The organism is Enterococcus sp. AZ141, assembly GCF_051714385.1.
Lineage (GTDB): Bacteria > Bacillota > Bacilli > Lactobacillales > Enterococcaceae > Enterococcus_D > Enterococcus_D entomosocium.
On the sequence record NZ_JBIORT010000001.1, the window covers coordinates 2,940,382 to 2,959,118 of the forward strand.

At 42.5% G+C, this 18,737-nt stretch carries 20 protein-coding genes; 3 read left to right on the forward strand and 17 right to left on the reverse strand.

All coding sequences use genetic code 11. From position 1 onward, the window contains the following. The 10 genes from IGI89_RS13590 to IGI89_RS13635 all read right to left on the reverse strand — a co-directional run bounded on the left by IGI89_RS13590 (position 1) and on the right by IGI89_RS13635 (position 8,982). The gene (locus tag IGI89_RS13590) at positions 1–804 is read right to left on the reverse strand and encodes a WxL domain-containing protein (protein WP_438735742.1); all 804 of its coding nucleotides are present in this window, start codon (positions 802–804) and stop codon (positions 1–3) included. 14 nt (positions 805–818) lie between these two features. Further along, entirely contained in the window at positions 819–1,193 is a 375-nt protein-coding gene (locus tag IGI89_RS13595; protein WP_005236050.1) for an LPXTG cell wall anchor domain-containing protein, read from the reverse strand. Between the two features lie 594 nt (positions 1,194–1,787). After that, positions 1,788–2,444 (reverse strand): endonuclease III, encoded by a 657-nt coding sequence (gene nth / locus IGI89_RS13600; protein ID WP_005236053.1) that lies wholly within the window; start codon positions 2,442–2,444, stop codon positions 1,788–1,790. A gap of 24 nt (positions 2,445–2,468) precedes the next feature. After that, entirely contained in the window at positions 2,469–3,170 is a 702-nt protein-coding gene (locus IGI89_RS13605; RefSeq protein WP_005236055.1) for a DnaD domain protein, read from the reverse strand. 111 nt (positions 3,171–3,281) lie between these two features. Further along, a complete protein-coding gene (locus IGI89_RS13610; protein WP_005236057.1) occupies positions 3,282–3,668 on the reverse strand; it encodes a RidA family protein in 387 nt (128 codons plus the stop codon). Continuing rightward, the gene (locus IGI89_RS13615; protein WP_005226158.1) at positions 3,665–4,105 is read right to left on the reverse strand and encodes a Fur family transcriptional regulator; all 441 of its coding nucleotides are present in this window, start codon (positions 4,103–4,105) and stop codon (positions 3,665–3,667) included. The genes IGI89_RS13610 and IGI89_RS13615 overlap by 4 nt, the downstream gene beginning before the upstream one ends. A 167-nt stretch (positions 4,106–4,272) precedes the next feature. Next, positions 4,273–5,202, reverse strand: a complete 930-nt coding sequence (cysK, locus tag IGI89_RS13620) for a cysteine synthase A (protein WP_005236064.1) — start codon at positions 5,200–5,202, stop codon at positions 4,273–4,275. A gap of 200 nt (positions 5,203–5,402) precedes the next feature. Further along, positions 5,403–6,272 (reverse strand): glucosaminidase domain-containing protein, encoded by an 870-nt coding sequence (locus IGI89_RS13625; RefSeq protein ID WP_016611726.1) that lies wholly within the window; start codon positions 6,270–6,272, stop codon positions 5,403–5,405. 372 nt (positions 6,273–6,644) lie between these two features. Next, the gene (gene tkt, locus IGI89_RS13630) at positions 6,645–8,642 is read right to left on the reverse strand and encodes a transketolase (protein ID WP_061054151.1); all 1,998 of its coding nucleotides are present in this window, start codon (positions 8,640–8,642) and stop codon (positions 6,645–6,647) included. A 100-nt stretch (positions 8,643–8,742) separates the two neighbouring features. Next, positions 8,743–8,982 (reverse strand): DUF896 family protein, encoded by a 240-nt coding sequence (locus IGI89_RS13635; protein ID WP_005236078.1) that lies wholly within the window; start codon positions 8,980–8,982, stop codon positions 8,743–8,745. A 136-nt stretch (positions 8,983–9,118) separates the two neighbouring features. On the opposite strand from IGI89_RS13635, the gene lexA reads away from it, so the two are divergent. Both lexA and IGI89_RS13645 read left to right on the forward strand, forming a co-directional pair. Further along, positions 9,119–9,739 carry a transcriptional repressor LexA gene (gene lexA, locus IGI89_RS13640; RefSeq protein WP_005226165.1) on the forward strand — a complete coding sequence of 207 codons (621 nt, stop codon included), beginning with the start codon at positions 9,119–9,121 and terminating at the stop codon, positions 9,737–9,739. Between the two features lie 129 nt (positions 9,740–9,868). Further along, positions 9,869–10,081, forward strand: coding sequence for a hypothetical protein (locus tag IGI89_RS13645; RefSeq protein WP_005236082.1), 213 nt, complete (start codon positions 9,869–9,871; stop codon positions 10,079–10,081). A 76-nt stretch (positions 10,082–10,157) separates the two neighbouring features. On the opposite strand, the gene IGI89_RS13650 is transcribed toward IGI89_RS13645, so the two are convergent. From IGI89_RS13650 to obgE, 7 genes are all read right to left on the reverse strand, one after another. Then, positions 10,158–10,670, reverse strand: a complete 513-nt coding sequence (locus tag IGI89_RS13650) for an adenine phosphoribosyltransferase (RefSeq protein WP_005226167.1) — start codon at positions 10,668–10,670, stop codon at positions 10,158–10,160. Between the two features lie 11 nt (positions 10,671–10,681). Next, positions 10,682–12,982, reverse strand: coding sequence for a single-stranded-DNA-specific exonuclease RecJ (gene recJ / locus IGI89_RS13655; protein ID WP_218193561.1), 2,301 nt, complete (start codon positions 12,980–12,982; stop codon positions 10,682–10,684). A 146-nt stretch (positions 12,983–13,128) separates the two neighbouring features. After that, positions 13,129–13,566, reverse strand: coding sequence for a lipopolysaccharide assembly protein LapA domain-containing protein (locus IGI89_RS13660; RefSeq protein WP_005236087.1), 438 nt, complete (start codon positions 13,564–13,566; stop codon positions 13,129–13,131). Between the two features lie 12 nt (positions 13,567–13,578). Continuing rightward, positions 13,579–14,367 carry an SDR family NAD(P)-dependent oxidoreductase gene (locus IGI89_RS13665; protein ID WP_016612306.1) on the reverse strand — a complete coding sequence of 263 codons (789 nt, stop codon included), beginning with the start codon at positions 14,365–14,367 and terminating at the stop codon, positions 13,579–13,581. Beyond that, entirely contained in the window at positions 14,351–15,307 is a 957-nt protein-coding gene (rnz, locus tag IGI89_RS13670) for a ribonuclease Z (RefSeq protein WP_034872611.1), read from the reverse strand. The genes IGI89_RS13665 and rnz overlap by 17 nt, the downstream gene beginning before the upstream one ends. 72 nt (positions 15,308–15,379) lie before the next feature. Then, entirely contained in the window at positions 15,380–15,955 is a 576-nt protein-coding gene (locus IGI89_RS13675; protein WP_005236092.1) for a DUF456 domain-containing protein, read from the reverse strand. A 180-nt stretch (positions 15,956–16,135) separates the two neighbouring features. Continuing rightward, positions 16,136–17,449, reverse strand: a complete 1,314-nt coding sequence (gene obgE / locus IGI89_RS13680) for a GTPase ObgE (RefSeq protein ID WP_042890376.1) — start codon at positions 17,447–17,449, stop codon at positions 16,136–16,138. Positions 17,450–17,698: 249 nt separating this feature from the next. On the opposite strand from obgE, the gene gap reads away from it, so the two are divergent. Next, positions 17,699–18,709: a type I glyceraldehyde-3-phosphate dehydrogenase gene (gene gap, locus IGI89_RS13685; RefSeq protein WP_042890377.1), complete on the forward strand. Its 1,011-nt coding sequence runs from the start codon at positions 17,699–17,701 to the stop codon at positions 18,707–18,709. The last annotated feature ends 28 nt before the right edge of the window (positions 18,710–18,737 follow it).

Here is an 18,737-nt window from a genome sequence, read left to right on the forward strand (position 1 = left end):
TTACTCAACCGTTTCTCCGTCCGGTCCAGCTGTTGCAGCCAAAGTCCAAGTAAGAGTTGCTTCATAAAGAGCAGCGTCTTTTGCTGTTGATCCAGGAACAAGTAACTCGATTCCAGCATTTTCAACAACCTCTGCACCTGCTTCTACTTGTCGATTGATTTCTTCCTGATCGCCCCAAACGACTGACGATACGCCAGCACCTTTTGTTTGAGCAGCAGTCAGAACCGAACGTTCACTATTTGTAGCATCTAAAATCAATCCATCCGCATGAATTTGTGGCTCATTTTCTTGGTTGCTTCCGTTATATTCCAATTTTGGCGAATTAAAACGAATTCTTGCTCCAGTCAGTTCATTATTCTGTGTTCCTGATTCAAAAGCACTTAAGGAAACTTTTAAGTCCCAACCAGCATTTGTCCCACGCGTATCTTGGACTTGAGCAAATGAAACATATGGAACTCTTTCTTCACTATCTTCCGCGTCTTTTAGCTTGTGTAATTCAGCCACTAGCTTATATTCTTGATCGGTATTAGAAATCACTTGCTCACCGAAATTAAGCGTAGGTGCGTAAGCAATCGTCAATGGTCCCGTTTGTCCTTCCGGGCCGACTGGATTGATCTCTACATCTGGACCATTAGGACCAGGATTTGGTGGTTGAACCACTGTCGCTTCGCTATCGTTTGGTACAAAGAGAACTTTCCCTTCTGTATCATGGTTTGTTACACTTTCAGTAGCGAAGGCTTCCGCGCTAATAATAAATAAAGTTGCAGCTAAAACAGCTGCCGATGCAAATCGTACGAATTTCAAATTAATCCCTGCTTTCAAATTATTTGTCTTTTCTTTTTAACCATCACAAATTTTGATCGATGTTTGGTATATTGCACATACAATACAACCAGTACAAGCAGTAATCCAAGAAAGATTACGCCGTAAGTTCTTGTCTCGTTGGTCTTTGGTAAAATACCACCTGGTTTTGCTACCTTGTTTGGTGGCGATATATTCTCTGTAGGGCCTGCTGGCGGTGCTGGTTCGGGTTGCCCAATAGGCTCATAAACACCGGTAAAGAGCACAGAGCTTTCTGTTTCAACCGACTGCACTTCCTGAGCATTCACCGCTGCCGTAGAAATAGTTATCCCATAAAAAAGAGTGCAAAACAGAACCATACGAACTAATTTCCATACCTTTTCTCCTTTCATTCTCCCTCCTCCTCTATACTTGCCACGTCTTATAAGTGATCTTTTCAAAACAGCGTTTGCCTAAGACCCGTTAACAAAAATGATTTTGAGATCGTTTCAGAATCATTTGAAGTGTGCAACGCTTTTTCTGTCATTCGTAAAATAGCAGAGAAAGACTTATAACTTTTGACAAAGTTCACTATACTGATGATTTTCACAGATTTGAAATATTATTTTTCACCAATGGGTGAATTTTCTTATTAATATTCCTTTTTATTGACCAAAAATAAGCATTTTTATAAAAAGAAAGGGTAAAAATTTTGCGAAAGAAGCCCATCATACTAAGCTTACAAATAGTTTCAAAAAAAAGGCGTATTGGAAGGTTCATTTCGCATCGAGCATCACCCCTCACACGATCTATTTGTGAAAAAAACCTGATTTTGAGTGGTGTAATCAAAAAAATTCAGTAAGCTTATGTTTTTCCAGTTACTTGAAAGGGCTTTAATAAAGGGTATTACGTTAATTACCTGTTTTTTTATCAAATTGTGCAAAAAAAAACGCTAAGCGATTTCGCTTAGCGTCTTGATCCTAGATACTTTTGGTCTATGTTCACCATTAAATGGTTTTCTTCCCCTTCATGCGAAGCTTTCCTTCTTGGCACATCGCCAACAACGGGCAAATCTCACACTTTGGCGCCCTCGCGGTACAATGATAACGGCCAAAGAAAATCATCGTATGGTGGGTTTTGACCCATAATGGTTCGGGAATCTTTTTCATCAACGTTTGTTCAACTTCTAGTACATTGGCATCTAATTTACAAATGCGCAATCTTTTTGACACCCGTTCGACGTGGGTATCGACAGCGATTGCCGGTATCCCATAGGCATCACCAAGTACCACATTCGCAGTTTTTCTACCGACACCTGGCAAAGAAACCAAATCTTCTCTTGTTTTCGGCACTTCACCACCAAAACGTAGCAATAGTTCCGAAGCACAAGCTTTGATATTTTTTGCCTTGTTTCGATACAGACCGATCGACTTGATTTTTGCAATCACATCTTCTAAAGGTGCTTCGCTCAAAGCTTGCGGTGTAGGATAAGCCTCAAAAAGTGCCGGGGTGACTTTATTTACCGAGACATCTGTTGCTTGCGCACTTAAAATGACTGCGATCAATAATTCAAACGCATTTTTGGATACCAATTCACCATGCGCTTCGGGAAACATCTCGTACATTGTTTCGATGGCGATCATTGTTTTTTCTTTGCTGATCATAGGACTATTTGAACTCCTTGTCTGTTACTCTCCTTCTAACCAATTATGCATAGGGATTTTGGGCATTGGCCCTTCTTCCTGTGAAATATTCTCATTTTGAAGAAATTGTTTTTTTCTTCTTTTTTGTTCTTCCTCAACTTGCGCTTTCGACGTGATATTCTTACGTTCCCAAGAAAGTAAGATACGATCGATGTAATTTAAGCTATAAGCCTGATTCAAAACCGCTTCTCGCAAAGCAAACTGAATCAGTTCCGGATCGTAATGGTCCTCATCCAACCACTGCCCGATCCGCTGGTATTCGATTGCTGACAATGGCCGACCAAACTCGCCTTCAAACAAGCGATATAACCCACGGATTTTTTCTTCATTTGATTCTACTGCCTCATTTTTCGATTGCTGTGTCAAGAGAAATTCTAAACGGTCATAGATTCCTGTGAAATCATAATAATCAACCATTTTTCCGGCAGCATCTTTTTTTGATTCCATTCGCAGTACATCTTTTTTAAGTAATTGATTTAACCAATGATAAATTTCTTTTTGATCACTCCCCATCACAGAGGCAATCTCACGTAAATCGGGGAAATCATTTCCTTGCTCATGACTGCGATACAACTGCAGCCATAACAAAAATTCGTCATTTGTCAATCCAAGATGATGGTAATTTTCTAAAAGCAAATTTGATATCGTTGTTTGCCCTTTTGCTAAATAGTCCTTTAACGAAACCATACTGTATCCTCTTCTCCTTGATTCACCTGAAACTCTATGATCCTTTGGTCCAAGATCAATCCAATAAAAAGGGGACGACGCAAAGGCGGACGTCCCACGATTCATTCTTGGTTACGCTTTTTCTTTGACTGCTGCGATGATCTCAACTTCAACCAAAACATCTTTTGGCAAGCGGGCAACTTCTACAGCAGAACGTGCAGGTAACTCTTCATTGAACAATGTGCTATAGGTATTATTGAAAGGAACGAAATCATTCATATTTTTTAAAAAACATGTCGTCTTAACGATGTCATCTGGCGTAAGTTCCGCCGCTTCAAGAATCGCGTTGATATTTTTCAATACTTGCTGAGTCTGTACTTCAATCGTCGTACCGACAACTTCCCCCGAAACAGGATCTAATGGCACTTGACCAGAAGCAAACAAAAAGCCGTTTGCGATTTTTGCTTGAACATAAGGACCGATTGCTTGTGGTGCTTGATCTGTAGAAATTATCTTCATTTTGTTTCCTCCTCTTTCACTTGGCATTCGGGACATAGACCATAAACTTCTAGTCGATGGTTATTTATTTGATACCCAGTTAATTTCGAAGCCGCCATTTCGACATCTTCCAATCCTGGATAGTAAAAATCAGCGATCTTTCCACACTTTTGGCAGATAGCATGATAATGAGGCTCCGTTGTAAAATCAAAACGACTGGAGGCATCTCCATAATTCATTTCTTTTACAAAGCCAATTTCTGTGAACAAACGTAAGTTATTGTATACCGTTGCGACACTAATACCAGGAAAATGAACTTCAATCGCTCGATAAATCTCTTCAGCGGTCGGATGGGCATCGTGACTGGCTAAAAACTCTAATATCGCTACTCGCTGCGGTGTAATACGAATATTTTCATGTTTTAATCGTTTGATCGCTTCATCGTAGATCGTACTCACAGGAGTTCCTCCATTTCTCTTATCTCACCTATCATACTATGTAAAACCTAAAAATTCAAACAGCTTTCCTTATTTTTTCAAAGGCAAAACGCTTTTTTCAGCCCGCTTCCGTCCCCTTTTTTCGAGAAAGAAAAGCAGACATTTCAATGCCTGCTTTCTCTCGATTGTTAGTCTTCAAACTGATACAGTGCTGTGGACAAATAACGTTCGCCATTGTCAGGCACGATTGCTAAAACTTTTTTGCCTTTGCCTAGTTCTTTTGCTACCTGTAAAGCAGCTTGGATCGCAGCCCCTGAAGAGATTCCAACTAAAATCCCTTCTTTCATCCCAACTTGCCGTGCAGTTTTCATCGCATCGTCACTGGCAATTGCAATGACTTGATCATAAATTTCGGTATCTAATACTTTAGGGACAAATCCAGTACCGATCCCTTGAATCTTATGCGGTCCTGGCTTACCACCTTCTAAAATCGCAGATTCAGCAGGCTCAACACCAACTATTTTCAAATTAGGATAGACGCGCTTCAGTTCTTTGCCCGCTCCAGTGATCGTTCCACCAGTGCCGATTCCAGCGACAAAAGCATCTAAACCTTTTGATTCAAATGCATCCTCAATTTCTTTTCCTGTCGTTTTTTCATGAATTTCTGGGTTAGCTGGATTTTCAAATTGTAATGGCATATAGTAGCCGTCTTGCTCCGCTAATTCTTTTGCTTTGTTAATGGATCCTGTGATCCCTTCAGACCCAGGCGTCAAAATCAACTCTGCACCATAAGCTTGTACGATTTTCCGTCTTTCGATACTCATCGTTTCTGGCATAACCAACACAACCCGATAGCCTTTTGCCGTACCGATCATGGCTAAACCGATCCCCGTATTTCCTGAGGTTGGCTCGATAATCGTATCGCCGGCTTTCAATAAGCCGCTTTTTTCGGCTTTTTCAATCATGGCTAAAGCAATTCTATCCTTTACGCTACCCCCAGGATTGAAAAACTCTAATTTCACATACACATCAGCAGAACCTTCTTCTACGATATGATTTAATTTGACGATTGGCGTATGACCAACTAATTCATTGACCGATTGATAGATTTTTGTCATTGAAAATCCCTCCCGTTCTTATTCTTCCATTCTACCTAAAATACCTCGGAGTTGCGAATAAAAAGTAAGCAATTTCAAATTTTTTTTCATATAGTTTTATACTTTGTTCTATTTCCACTGACCAGAGTTTGATTGCCACGTCAAAAAAACCTTAAGATTGGCTGCAATTGTAGCAATCCATCTTAAGGTTTTTAACTTACTTATACGATCAACTCTTGTCCGATAACGATGATCTCACTGGATAATCCATTCGATGCCATCAACGCATCAACGGTTGTGCCAAATCGGTTGGCGATATCCCAAAGCGTATCCCCAGAAGCAACTTGATAGCTCTGTGCTGAAGATGTACTACCTGAATACGTGGTCGTCGTTGTTTCGCTGGTCGTTGTGCTAGTTGTGTTTGTCCAGGCTGTATTTTGTGTCGTTCCTGTATCGAACCGTGTAAGCTGATAGGTTTCGATCAACCAGTTCAGTTTTTGTGCGTAACCTGGATCGGTAGCATAACGTCCCGTCAAGTAATTCGTTGCATCATAAAATGAGGTTGTTTGGCTTTTCCAGACACCACTGTAATGAGCAGTCCCTGTCGCGAAACTTGTACTTCGCAAGACGTTCGCATGATCCTGAAACGATTCCCAATAAGAGTTATATTGACGAAACGGTTCATTCATCTCTACCCACTGACCATTCAAATACTCTTGGGTAGGCATATACACACTTTGTCCGTTGTAACTGCCTTTGACCCCAAATAAATTGTAATAGGGGGCATTGGATAATGCGGAAGAACCATAGCCGCTTTCCAAAATCGCTTGAGCGATCATCACAGAAGCATATAGATCATTGTTGGCAGCAACATCTTGTGCTGACCAGCCAATTTGTTCGATGAACCCTGAGATGTCCTGCGTCGCATATTGATTCTCAGCAGCTTGTACCTGTTGAGGAACGAAAGTGACCGTCATTGGCGCTAACATCATTCCTGCACCCATCAAAGAGACCACCGCCTTTTTACTAGGTCTTTTCATCGTCTTCTTTGGTTGATGATGTCTTTCACTTCTTGTTTGATAACTTCCCATCTTTTTCCTCCAGTAACTGTACGTTTTTTCAAATAAATCAATACAGCTATTATACGGAAAAATGCCTAGCAGTGCAAACAATGTTCACTTCCGACCCGACAAAAGACTTTTAAAAAACTTTCTGGACATCCCTCTCAGTTTGTTAATTACTGAGAAGTTTTTAAAAAAACTATTAGAATGGAATTGTATTGCTTCTCTCTTACTATTTAAAAGAGTCTATATCTTGTGGTGAAACCATTTTTCAGAAATCTTAGCCACTACTACCTTAAATAAGTCACTCTGGCACTTTCAGAGTGAGCAGTACTCGAAAAAAACACGCTCGAAAATCGAAAAGATTCTCGAACGTGCTAGCTTTGATTGATTGTCGATCAATTAATCGATTGATTTAAAAGTATTCACAACATTTTCAACACTAAAGCCGAATTCTGCTAATACTTTGTCGCCAGGTGCTGATGCACCGAAGTGATCGATCGCGATCACTTTTCCATGGCAACCGGTGTAACGTTCCCAACCAAATGGGGAAGCCGCTTCAATCGCTACCCGTTTCTTCACTGCTTTTGGCAAGACGCTTTCTTTGTATTCTGAGCTTTGCGCTTCAAACAGATCAAAGCTTGGTAAGGAGACCACCGATACATCGATGCCTTCTTCTGCCAATTTAGCTTGTGCTTGAACCGCAAGATTCACTTCAGAACCTGTGGCGATCAAAATCCCCGCTGGTGTTTCACCAGCTTGTTTTGAAATCACGTAGCCACCTTTTGCGACATTTTCATCCGCACCGGTTTGCGTGCCTTCGATCACTGGTAGATTTTGTCGGCTTAAGACTAAGACCGTTGGTTTATCCGTTGTCGTCATGGCCAATTTCCAGGCAGCACGGGTTTCATTGCCGTCTGCTGGACGAATCACTTGGACATTTGGCATGCACCGGACGCTGGCTAATTGCTCGATTGGCTCATGCGTCGGTCCATCTTCTCCCACCGCCACGGAGTCATGCGTCAAGACATAGATCACAGGTGCATGCTGGATCGCAGACAAGCGCACCGCTGGACGCAAGTAATCAACGAAGACGAAGAAGGTTCCGCCATAGATTCGCGTACCGCCATGCAATTGGATTCCGTTCATCGCTGCCGCCATCGCAAATTCTCGGACACCAAACCAAATGTTGCGGCCTTCGTATTGGCCAGGTTCAAAGTCTTTTTCTGCTGCCACCATCGTGTTGTTGGATCCAGAAAGGTCAGCCGATCCACCCCAGAGACTAGGGACGGCTTTGGATAAGGCTTGGATCATCTCTTTGCTGGATACTCGACTAGCTTGTGAGCTGCCAACTTCGTAGCTTGGTAATGCTGCATCCCAATCTGCTGGCAATTCACCCGCAAAGGCTTGTTTGAATTGCGCCGCAAGTTCTGGGTAGGCTGCTTCATAGGCATGGAAAGTTTCGTTCCAAGCGGCTTCAGCTTTTTGTCCTTCATCGATCATGGTTTCTTTGAAGCGCGCGGCAACTTCTTCAGGTACGGTAAATTCTGGGTATTCCCAGCCATAAATCGCTTTAGCTGCAGAAATGCCTTCGGCACCGATCGGCGCACCATGAACGGCAGAGGTGCCTTGATTTGGCGCACCGTATCCGATCACAGTCTTGATTTCGATCAAGGTTGGTTTGTCGCTTTCAGCTTTTGCTTCGTCGATCGCTTTTGAGATTGCTTCTAAATCATTGCCGTCTTCAACGAGAATGTGTTGCCAGCCATACGCTTCAAAACGCGCACCGACATTTTCTGTAAAGGCTTTTGAAGTTGGGCCATCTAGGGAAATGTCATTTGAATCGTACAAGACGATCAGTTTGTCTAATTTCATGTGACCCGCCATGGATGCAGCTTCTTGCGAAACACCTTCCATCAAGTCCCCATCGCCACATAAAGCGTAGGTATAGTGATCAATGACTTGATACTTGTCGCGATTGTAGGTTGCAGCCAAGTGGGCTTCGGCCATTGCCATACCGACTGCCATGGCGATCCCTTGTCCTAAAGGTCCAGTGGTTGCTTCCACGCCGTCTGTGTGATCGACTTCTGGATGTCCTGGCGTGCGGCTATCCCATTGACGGAAGTTTTTTAGATCCTCAATGGTCACATCGTAACCAGACACATGCAACAAGCTGTACAATAGCGCCGAACCGTGTCCAGCAGACAAAACAAAGCGGTCACGATCCACCCAGTTGCGAGAAGTCGTTGGATTGACTTTCAAGTGTTTGGTCCACAAGGCATAGGCCATGGGTGCTGCCCCCATCGGTAATCCTGGATGTCCTGAATTGGCTTTTTGTACGGCTTCGATACTTAATGTACGAAGGGTGTTCACTCCTAATTGATCGATTTTATCAAACAATGGTAGTTCCTCCTAATTTAGGTTTTTTTTACCTTTATTACATCTTTTATTATACGTGATTCAGATGCTTATTTCAATAGCAATGAAAAGGAATTCACAATTATCTGCCGTGGAGACCTTTTTTCTTTTGAATCTCTTTTAATTTCTCTGGTGTCACATCAGCACCTTCAGGATCAACGATCTTCATTCCTTCGATATGGTGACGCATTCCTCCACGAAAGGCGGTTAAATACTCGTCACGTAGAACTTTTTGTTCGTTCGTTTCTGCCTCAGTCAAACCCTCTGTTTTTTTCTTGTTGGCAAGTTCATTGATTCGAGCTAATTTTTCTTGAGATAGCATATTCGTTCCTCCTTTTCCCTCTTGATTTTACTACAAACTAGCGAATAAAAACAATAGTGTAAAAAGCGAACATTTGTTTGAATATTCGATATACCTATGGTACACTAATGTTATCAAATGAAAGAAGGTGTCAGTTTTGGCAAAACGAACAGAAAATCGACAAATCGAAATTCTTAAGTTCATTCATACCCGTGTCACTGAAAAAGGCTATCCGCCGACTGTTCGCGAAATTGGCGAAGCCGTTCAGTTATCTTCTACCTCAACTGTTCATGGCCATTTGTCCCGACTTGAAAAAAAGGGGTTGATCTTGCGAGATCCTACAAAACCCAGAGCCATTGAATTAACTGCTTCCGGTCTTGAAAAAATCGATGTTCAGCCAGCATCCATTCCGATGCTTGGTGTCGTAACTGCGGGAGAACCGATTTTAGCAGTGGAAGATGCATCCGATTTCTTTCCGATTCCGCCAGATTTAGCAAATAGTACCGGTAGTTTGTTTATGTTGACGATCCGAGGAGAAAGTATGATCAATGCTGGCATCCTTGACGGCGATCAAGTGATCGTTCGCAAACAACAAAGTGCGCAAAATGGTGATATTGTGATCGCTATGACAGATGAAGATGAAGCTACTTGCAAACGATTCTATAAAGAAAAGAATTACATTCGTTTACAACCGGAAAATGATTACTTAGAACCAATCATTTTGCCTGACGTAACGATTTTAGGATTGGTTGTTGGGTTGTATCGACATCTGCTTTGATGCTCAACGAGCTGACTAGGAAATCTTCGTTTTTACGAAGATTTTTTTTCTTTCCTCTTTACAAACCGAACAAACATTCGTATAATAAGTATACAAACATAAGTTCGTATTATTTAAGGAGTGAATGAGATGAAAGCAGTTCGTCGATTTGGTTTTATGTTATGGGTTTTATTGATGGGTATTGTTATTGGCTATTTTGGCGTTCTAAGTGCTGTTCTGATTTTTTGTCCTCTAATGATGCTTTGGTTCATGCTATGGGATGAAAAGAAATTCCGCCAAGCAGAGCGCAAACGTAACCGCCATTATTATCACGATCATGATTTTTATCGTTACGAACCATGATCCTTCCCCTACATACGCCATAAGGCAGAAGAAACAAAAAAGGACTCCTGCGAGTCCTTTTTTTGTTTCTTCTTTTTTAGTATTCCATTAACGTCTTGATTTCAACACCTTGGATTTTATCTCTTCCATGTAAATCCATTAGTTCGATCAAAAAGGCACAGCCCACAACGATACCGCCTAGTTTTTCTACGAGTTCAATCGTTGCTTTGATCGTTCCACCAGTTGCTAGTAGATCGTCACAGATCAAGACACGTTGTCCTGGTTTGATAGCATCGGCATGCAACGTCAAAACATCCACGCCATACTCTTTTTCATACTCTGCTTCAATGGTTTCCCGTGGCAATTTGCCTTTTTTACGTACTGGGGCAAAGCCGACACCTAACTGGTACGCAACTGGACAACCAACGATAAATCCGCGGGCTTCTGGTCCTACCACCATATCGATGCCTTTTTCTTGTGCATACTCAACGATCTGCTGTGTCGCATAACGATACGCTTCTCCATCAGCCATTAACGGCGAGATGTCCCGAAAAATAATTCCCTCTTGGGGATAATCCGGAATACTAGCAATATACTCTTTTAAATCCATTTTTTTTCCTCCTAGACTGTCAACCACTGACGTAGGGTTGATAAATCACTCATTAATAAAAATTCTTCTGTTTTGATCATTTTTTGTCGTTGCTGATACAAATGACTCTCTGTCAGCGGACGAGAAACAGGATCAGCCGTTTTATTCAAAACACCATCTTGTATTGTAACAAATTCCAGCTCAGAAAACACCTGAATCATAAAAATAAGTAATTTTTCTGGAATTTTTAGATAGTTAGCGACCATCTTTAATTTGTAGCGAATATCCAAACGAGGCTGCTGCTTGATCAATTGAAAAAGCCGACCATATTGCTCTCTGGTGCCTCCCCCGTCTAAATAGGCATCTTCCGTCGAGTAAAACACAAACGCAATTCTTGAAGCATGAAGCGCTTGAACGACCTCTTTGATCACAGCAGAATCAGCAGGACAATCTAAAAACGCGATCTCTTGGAACGGACCAGCACAAAATGTATCTTTCACAGCAGCCACCGAGTCGAATAAGATCGTTTGTCCACAAAATCCTTGCAGCTCTCGAGGCAGTTTCTTATTGAAAACGACCCCTAATGTTTCATTTCCCAGAGAGACACCTTGCCGACTCCTTTTCGAACGATAATCAAACAACTGCAGCCCTTCCACTGCAAAGTCATCCAACATCAGCTGCGGTTTTTTGTTGCCATTCCATTCATTGATTGAAAGCTGACCAACGATCGATAGTCGATCATTTTCAAACTCTACTGAGTCTTTTCCAAAACCAAAGCCAATCACATCTAGCTGTAGATTGGACTCATCTGTCATCACTAACTTCAAGTGCTGGTTTTCGGTACCAATCTGGCGGGCATTTTGAGTCGATAAATTGGAAAACAGAAATTTCGGTAACGGATTGTCCGTTCCGAAAGGCGCTAAAACGTTTAAAGACTCAATAAAGTTGATCGATACTTCCGCCAATGGCAGTTCCTCATCGATCGCTAAGGGGATTCCCTGACTAAGATCAATTCCATTTTCTTCCACATAGCGATTCATCTGAGCTTGTAACATGTCCAAATGATCAATCGGGATACTTAAGCCGACCGCCGCATGATGACCACCAAAACTGGTAAACATGTCTTTCATCGTAGCCAACATTTCAAATAGATTCAACGCAGCGACACTTCTACCTGACCCTTTTGCTAACCCATTTTCTTTTTTGGTCAAAACGATCACGGGCTGTCCGGTACTTTGCATGATACGTCCAGCTACGATTCCTAAAACCCCTTCGTGCCAGTTATCACCTACGACCAGATGAACATGATTGGCAGGGTCGATTTTTTCTTGCGCTTCTTTCATGATTTCTTCAACGAAAGTTTTTCGCTGCTGATTGATCGTATCTAATGTCTTGGCTAAGGTTACTGCTTCTTCTTCATCAAATGTGGTTAACAAACGAACAGCAGGATTAGGATCTTCCAACCGACCAATTGCATTGAGGCGGGGGCCAACAGCAAAACCAATATCGGTTTCGTTGACTGTTCGTTTTTTCAATCCACTGACCGTCAACAACTCATTCAAACCAAGCCGATCAGTTTGTTGGATCATTTTCAGGCCATTGCTGACTAGTAGTCGATTCTCATCTGTCAAAGAAACCATATCAGCAATCGTCCCAATTGCAACAAGGTCCAGCAGTTCGACGGGCACTTCTTCTAATAGGGCACAAGCCACTTTAAATGCGACACCGACTCCCGCTAAATCACCAAACGGATAGTTTCCTTCAGGGTGACGGGGATGAACGATGGCAAAGGCTTCTGGGAGTTCTGCAGGAAGTTCATGGTGATCCGTCACGATCACATCGACCCCTTGCCCTTGAGCATAAGCAATTGCCTCATGTCCAGATACCCCATTATCAACGGTGATGATCAATTGCGTCCCTGCCGCAATTTTATCTTTATAGACAGTTATGTTGGGACCATACCCATCTGAAAAGCGATTGGGCAGATAATATTCAGCTTCAGCCCCTAGCAACTCCAGTGTTTCTTTTAATACGGTGGTGCTCGTAATCCCATCTGCGTCATAGTCGCCATAAATCAAGATCCGCTCACCATTTAAAATGGCTTCATGGATCCGTTCCACGGCCTTATCCATATCATGAAAGAGAAACGGATCATGAAGGTATTGCAGATCCGTTGATAAAAAAGCGTCTAGCGCTTCTGCTGTTCGAATATTTCTCTGCCATAGCAACGCGCCGATGCGCTCAGGAATCTTTCTTGCTTGGATCAATTCTTTAAATACAGGGGTAGCTTCGCTATCTTGCGGTAGCACCCAATGAAAATTTGCACGTTTCACCAAATCACTCCTAACTAGGTTATTATAGCAAAGTTTATGTAAAAAGGAAAAACAACGAAAGAAACAATTTATTTTTCATGTCACAAAAAAGAGCTTGCAGCGAACGATGCGCCGGCAAACTCTTTTCTTAATTGCTCTCATGTATTCTAGGCTTGCGATTCAAAAGACTTCATTTCTTCATCAATCGTTGGCGGCGTTGAGGCGCCTGCAGCACGTGACGAAAGTTGCGCTTCTTGATCGTCGAGTTGTTGCTGCCTAGCTGCTAACTCCGCCTGCTTGTTGATATATTCTCGTTCCAAGGCTTCTCGTTCATCTTGCAGAACTTTCTCGTTATTCGTGCGATAATCCGAGAGCTCTTTTCTCAATTGTTTTAGTTCTTTTTTTTGACGGAACATTGCACTTGTGGAAACCAGCAACAAAATCAATGCGCCTAACAAAGCAGAACCAATAATGACTAAGATCAGTGGCGATTGAATCGTTGTGAAGCCAAAATTGATCGGAACAGTCATATTGTTTGCAACCGCAAATAAAACGATCACTAAAATCAGTAAAATACCAACGATAACACGCCATTGATTTTTCATGGGTTTCAACTCCTATTTTTTGTTGAACATCGTTCCTGCCATATAATCCCCGATTGCAGGAAACAGTGTATACAGTTTTGCTGCCGCCCCTAAAATATGTGGGCGATTGATTTCTCGTTTTGGATGAATCATGGCTTTGACGATCGTTTGTGCCAATTTGTTTGGTTCAAGGACAAGGCTGCCCACCGATGATAAGTAACTACCGCTAGGATCTGCTTGGTCAAAGAATGCCGTTTCGATCGGCCCTGGGTTGACCGTTGTTACGTTGATCCCCAGTGGTTTTAGTTCTAAACGTAAGGCGTTAGAAAAACCAAGTACAGCAAATTTCGTTGCAGAGTAAACTGCGGTCTTCGGCGTAGCTATCTTACCCGCAATTGAAGCAACGTTTATGATATGACCATGCTTTTGTTCAGCCATTTGAATCGCAACTTGCTGAGTCAAAACCATCATCCCAAGTACATTGACTTCAAACATATTACGGATGACCGCAGGATCCATCTCTGTAAACTCTTGAAAGATCCCGTAGCCAGCATTATTGACAAAGACATCGATCTTTCCGACTTTCTCACTGATTTTTTCTAATAAGCGCTCCACGCTTTCAGGATTTGCTACGTCCAATTGAAACGCATACGCTTCTTTGCCGCTTAATTCCATACATTGTTCTTTGACTTTTCCGATCAAATTCGTCCTCCGGGCACAAGTCACGACGATCGCACCACGTTTTGCGGCTTCATAACAGATTTGTTCTCCAAGTCCGGCAGAACCACCTGTTACAACGACAACTTTATTCTCCAAGTTCATCTGATTCTTCCTCTCCGGCAAAAGGGATCTCGACAATATCAAAATCTTTGACGATCAACGTATTCGGAAATACTTCTTTTGCTTCATTTACTAAATTTGTAATATCTTTGCCAACATAGCGCGCGCTGATATGGGTCAATAGCAAACGCTTGGCGTGAGCTTCTTGGGCAACTTCAGCAGCTTGTCGCGTCGTCGAATGAAAATAAGCGCGAGCCAACTTGGCTTCTTCTTTGTTGAAGGTACTTTCATGTACCAAAACATCCGCATCTTTCGCTAAAAGCACGGCGTTTTGACATTTACGGGTGTCACCTAATATTGTCACGATCCGTCCTTTTTTGGCTTGACCTAAAAAATCTGCCCCATTGATTTGACGACCATCATCGAGGGTAACTACTTCACCTTTTTTCAAACGTCCGAAGACAGGACCAGGTTTCAGCCCAAGTTCAAGCAATGCTTGCACTTGCAACTCCCCTTGATGGCTTGCTTCGACAATACGATAGCCAAAACTATCAATCCCGTGATCAAGGCGCAGACAAGATACTTCAAATTGCTGATCTTTAAAAAGAATCCCTTCTTCTTCAATCTCAAAAAAATGCAATGGATAGCTGACTTTCGTCTGAGAAATCCGCAAAACGGTTTGAATGTATGCTTTGATCCCCTTGGGTCCATAAATCTCTAGAGGTGTGTCTCCGCCTTGAAAGGAGCGGCTGCTGATCAATCCTGGCAATCCATAAATATGATCACCATGAAGATGGGTAATAAAGATTTTTTCAATCTTTCTCGGTCTAATCGTAGAATGCAAGATCTGCATTTGTGTCCCTTCGCCACAATCAAAAAGCCAAACAGCATTGCGTTCATCTAATAATCGTAACGCAGTGCTGGTCACGTTTCGATGTTTCGCAGGCACTCCAGCACCTGTTCCTAAAAATTCTAATTCCATAAGCTTCTTTCCTTTCATCTCTTTCCAATTTTAGCGGAAAAGAAATCAAGTTGCAATTGAAGCTTGCGGTTTTTATTTCTCGGATTGGCTATCGGATTCATCGTTATGGGAATTTTTCCAATCCTCTTGAACACGTGCCTTGGTGGATTCTTCGACTTTTTTGGCCGTCTCGATCTCTGCCTCGACATCATCGTAGTCAAAACGAGTGATGTCACCGCCTAATTCATTCATGATCAGTTGGTTCAAAGGACGATTGTCCTCTTCATCGGCAATCAATAATAACCCCGTATCGCCTACACCAATTTGGTTTCCGACGTGTTCGAAGAGCATTTGCGCATTTTGGATCTCTTTTGCGTCACGAGTAGCACCGATCATACTACCGCCAAACCAGCCCAGCATGATTCCCAAAGGCCCACCTAACACACCAACGAGCATCCCGATCAAACCACCAGTTGATGTCTTATTGTTTCCAGTAAAATCAAGAAAATCCTCGACTTTAAATTGATGCACGCCTTCATTGGTGTGGGTAAGAACCGCCATTTGCTCTCCTTTGATCTTTCGTTCCATATGCATCCGTTTCACTTCAGAAAAGGCTTGATACGCTTTGGCACTAGCATCAAAGTTCATTACAATGACTCGTTTTGACATAAAAATCGCTCCCTTTGGTTTATTTGTTCTTTTCTTTATTTTAACAGTAAATCATTTAAATAAAAAAAGAAACCAAAAAGACTGCTGATCATTGATTTCTTAGAGAAAATCAATGATCGGCAGTCAAAACCAATTCAACTATGAAGGATTTTTTTAAAAAAATGATGTTCTTTTAAACGCTTATTCGACAAACTCAAATTCAAAATTACCGATACGCACAATATCACCGTCTTTGGCACCTCTCGCACGCAATGCTTCATCGACACCCAATCCACGTAATTGACGAGCAAAACGCATCACAGTCTCATCGTGATCAAAGTTCGTCATTTGGAATAGTTTTTCGATTTTCTCACCGCTCAAGATCCAAGTTGCATCAGGATCGCGATCGATTGCAAACTCCGGTTCATCCGATTGGAAGCCGTAATGAACCACATCTTCTTCGATTTCTTCATCGTACAAGAGGAACTCAGGAGTGACTTCCAATAGATCCGCTGTCGCATTCAGCAAGGCATCGATTCCCTTACGAGTGACACCAGAGATTGGGAAAATCATTGGTTCATCCGCGAACTCATCCGTTTTTTCTTTTGCCAGCTGCTCTTTGAAAAGGGCTAGGTTTTCTTCAGCATCCGGCATATCCATCTTATTGGCAACGATGATCTGTGGGCGCTCTAGTAAGCGCAAGTTATGGGTCGACAATTCATTGTTGATGGATAAATAGTCTTCATATGGATCGCGCCCTTCCATGCCGCTCATATCGATCACATGTAAAATGACCCGCGTCCGTTCGATATGACGTAAAAACTGAGTCCCTAAACCAACACCTTGCGAAGCACCTTCGATCAAGCCAGGCAGATCGGCTACTGCAAAACTACGACCATCAGTGGTCGTTACCATGCCTAAATTTGGCACCAGTGTTGTAAAATGATACGCGCCGATTTTTGGACGAGCAGACGAAATCACAGAGAGTAATGTTGACTTCCCAACTGAAGGGAAACCAACTAAACCAACATCTGCTAAGACTTTTAGTTCGAGCTCGATCTTTCTTTCTTGACCGGGTTCTCCGTTCTCTGCTAATTCTGGGGCTGGATTTTTTGGAGAAGCAAACCGAATGTTCCCACGGCCGCCCCGCCCGCCTTTTGCGATTACTAATGTTTGACCTTGCTCAATCAAATCACCTAATAAGGCACCTGTTTCAGCATCACGAACGGTGGTGCCTTGGGGTACTTTGATGTAAGTATCATCTGAGCCACGGCCGTGCATTCCTTTACTCATGCCATTTTCCCCGGGTTGCGCTTTAAAATGACGATTAAAGCGAAAATCCATTAATGTACGCAAACCTTCGTCTACGACTAAAATGACATCACCGCCACGTCCCCCGTCCCCACCTGCGGGTCCGCCGTCTGGGACATATTTCTCTCGGCGAAAAGCAACCATTCCGTCGCCGCCTTTTCCTGCTTTGACATCGATTGTCACTTGATCTAAAAACATGGACATTATTTGTCCTCCATTCTTTTTTTACTACCTTCTATACTTTTTGATTATCAGTTATCTCACTTTAAGTGGTTACTATTTCTCTAATAAGAAAGTCTATTTTATTGTAACGACCGAAACGCCTTTTGTCTATCTTTTCTCATGGGTTTCCGTAAGAAATCGCGAATTCTTAAGGGTTATTCTTTGACAGTCACAGGAAATCGTAGCAAACTTTTAAGTGTACCAGTACACAATCAAAGGAGGAAACAAGAAATGACAGTAAAAGTTGGAATCAATGGTTTTGGACGAATTGGACGTTTGGCTTTTCGTAGGATCAGAGAAGTTTCTGCCGATATTGAAGTTGTGGCAATCAATGATTTAACAAGCCCCGTAATGTTAGCACATCTATTGCAATTTGACTCGACCCACGGCACGTACCCTGGAACTGTTACTGCAACGGATAATGCTATCGTTGTCGATGGCAAAGAGACCCGAGTGTACGCTGAACCAGACGCAAGCAAAATCCCCTGGGCAAAAGAAAATGGCGTCGATATCGTATTAGAATGTACGGGTTTTTACACTTCCGCAGAAAAAGCCCAGGCCCATCTTGATGCAGGTGTCAAACGAGTCGTTATCTCCGCACCAGCTGGTAATATGAAAACGATCGTTTACAATGTCAACTCAGACACGTTAACACCGGATGATACTATCATATCCGCAGGTTCTTGTACGACCAACTGCTTAGCTCCAATGGCCTACTTTTTAAATGAGGAATTCGGGATCGAAGTTGGTACGATGACGACGGTTCATGCGTATACTTCTACTCAAATGCTATTGGATGGTCCTGTAAAAGGCGGAAACTTAAGAGCCGCTCGTTCCGCTGCTGACAACACGATCCCTCACTCAACGGGTGCCGCCAAAGCAATCGGTTTGGTTATCCCAGAATTAAATGGCAAATTACAAGGCCACGCCCAACGGGTTCCGGTCGTCGATGGTTCTTTAACAGAGTTAGTCTCAATTTTGAAAACCAAAGTAACCGCCGATGAAGTCAATGAAGCGATCAGAAAACACACCGTCGATAATCCGTCATTCGGTTACGATGACCGTGAAATCGTCTCTGGAGATGTGATTGGTACCACTCAAGGGTCTATCTTTGATCCGACACAAACAGAAGTAACCACTGCTGGCGATTTCCAACTGGTGAAAACCGTCGCTTGGTATGATAATGAATACGGCTTTACTTGCCAAATGATTCGCTTGCTAGAAGAATTTGCTCGTTTATAAGCTAAAGGTCAAGCAAAAAGTGCCGGTT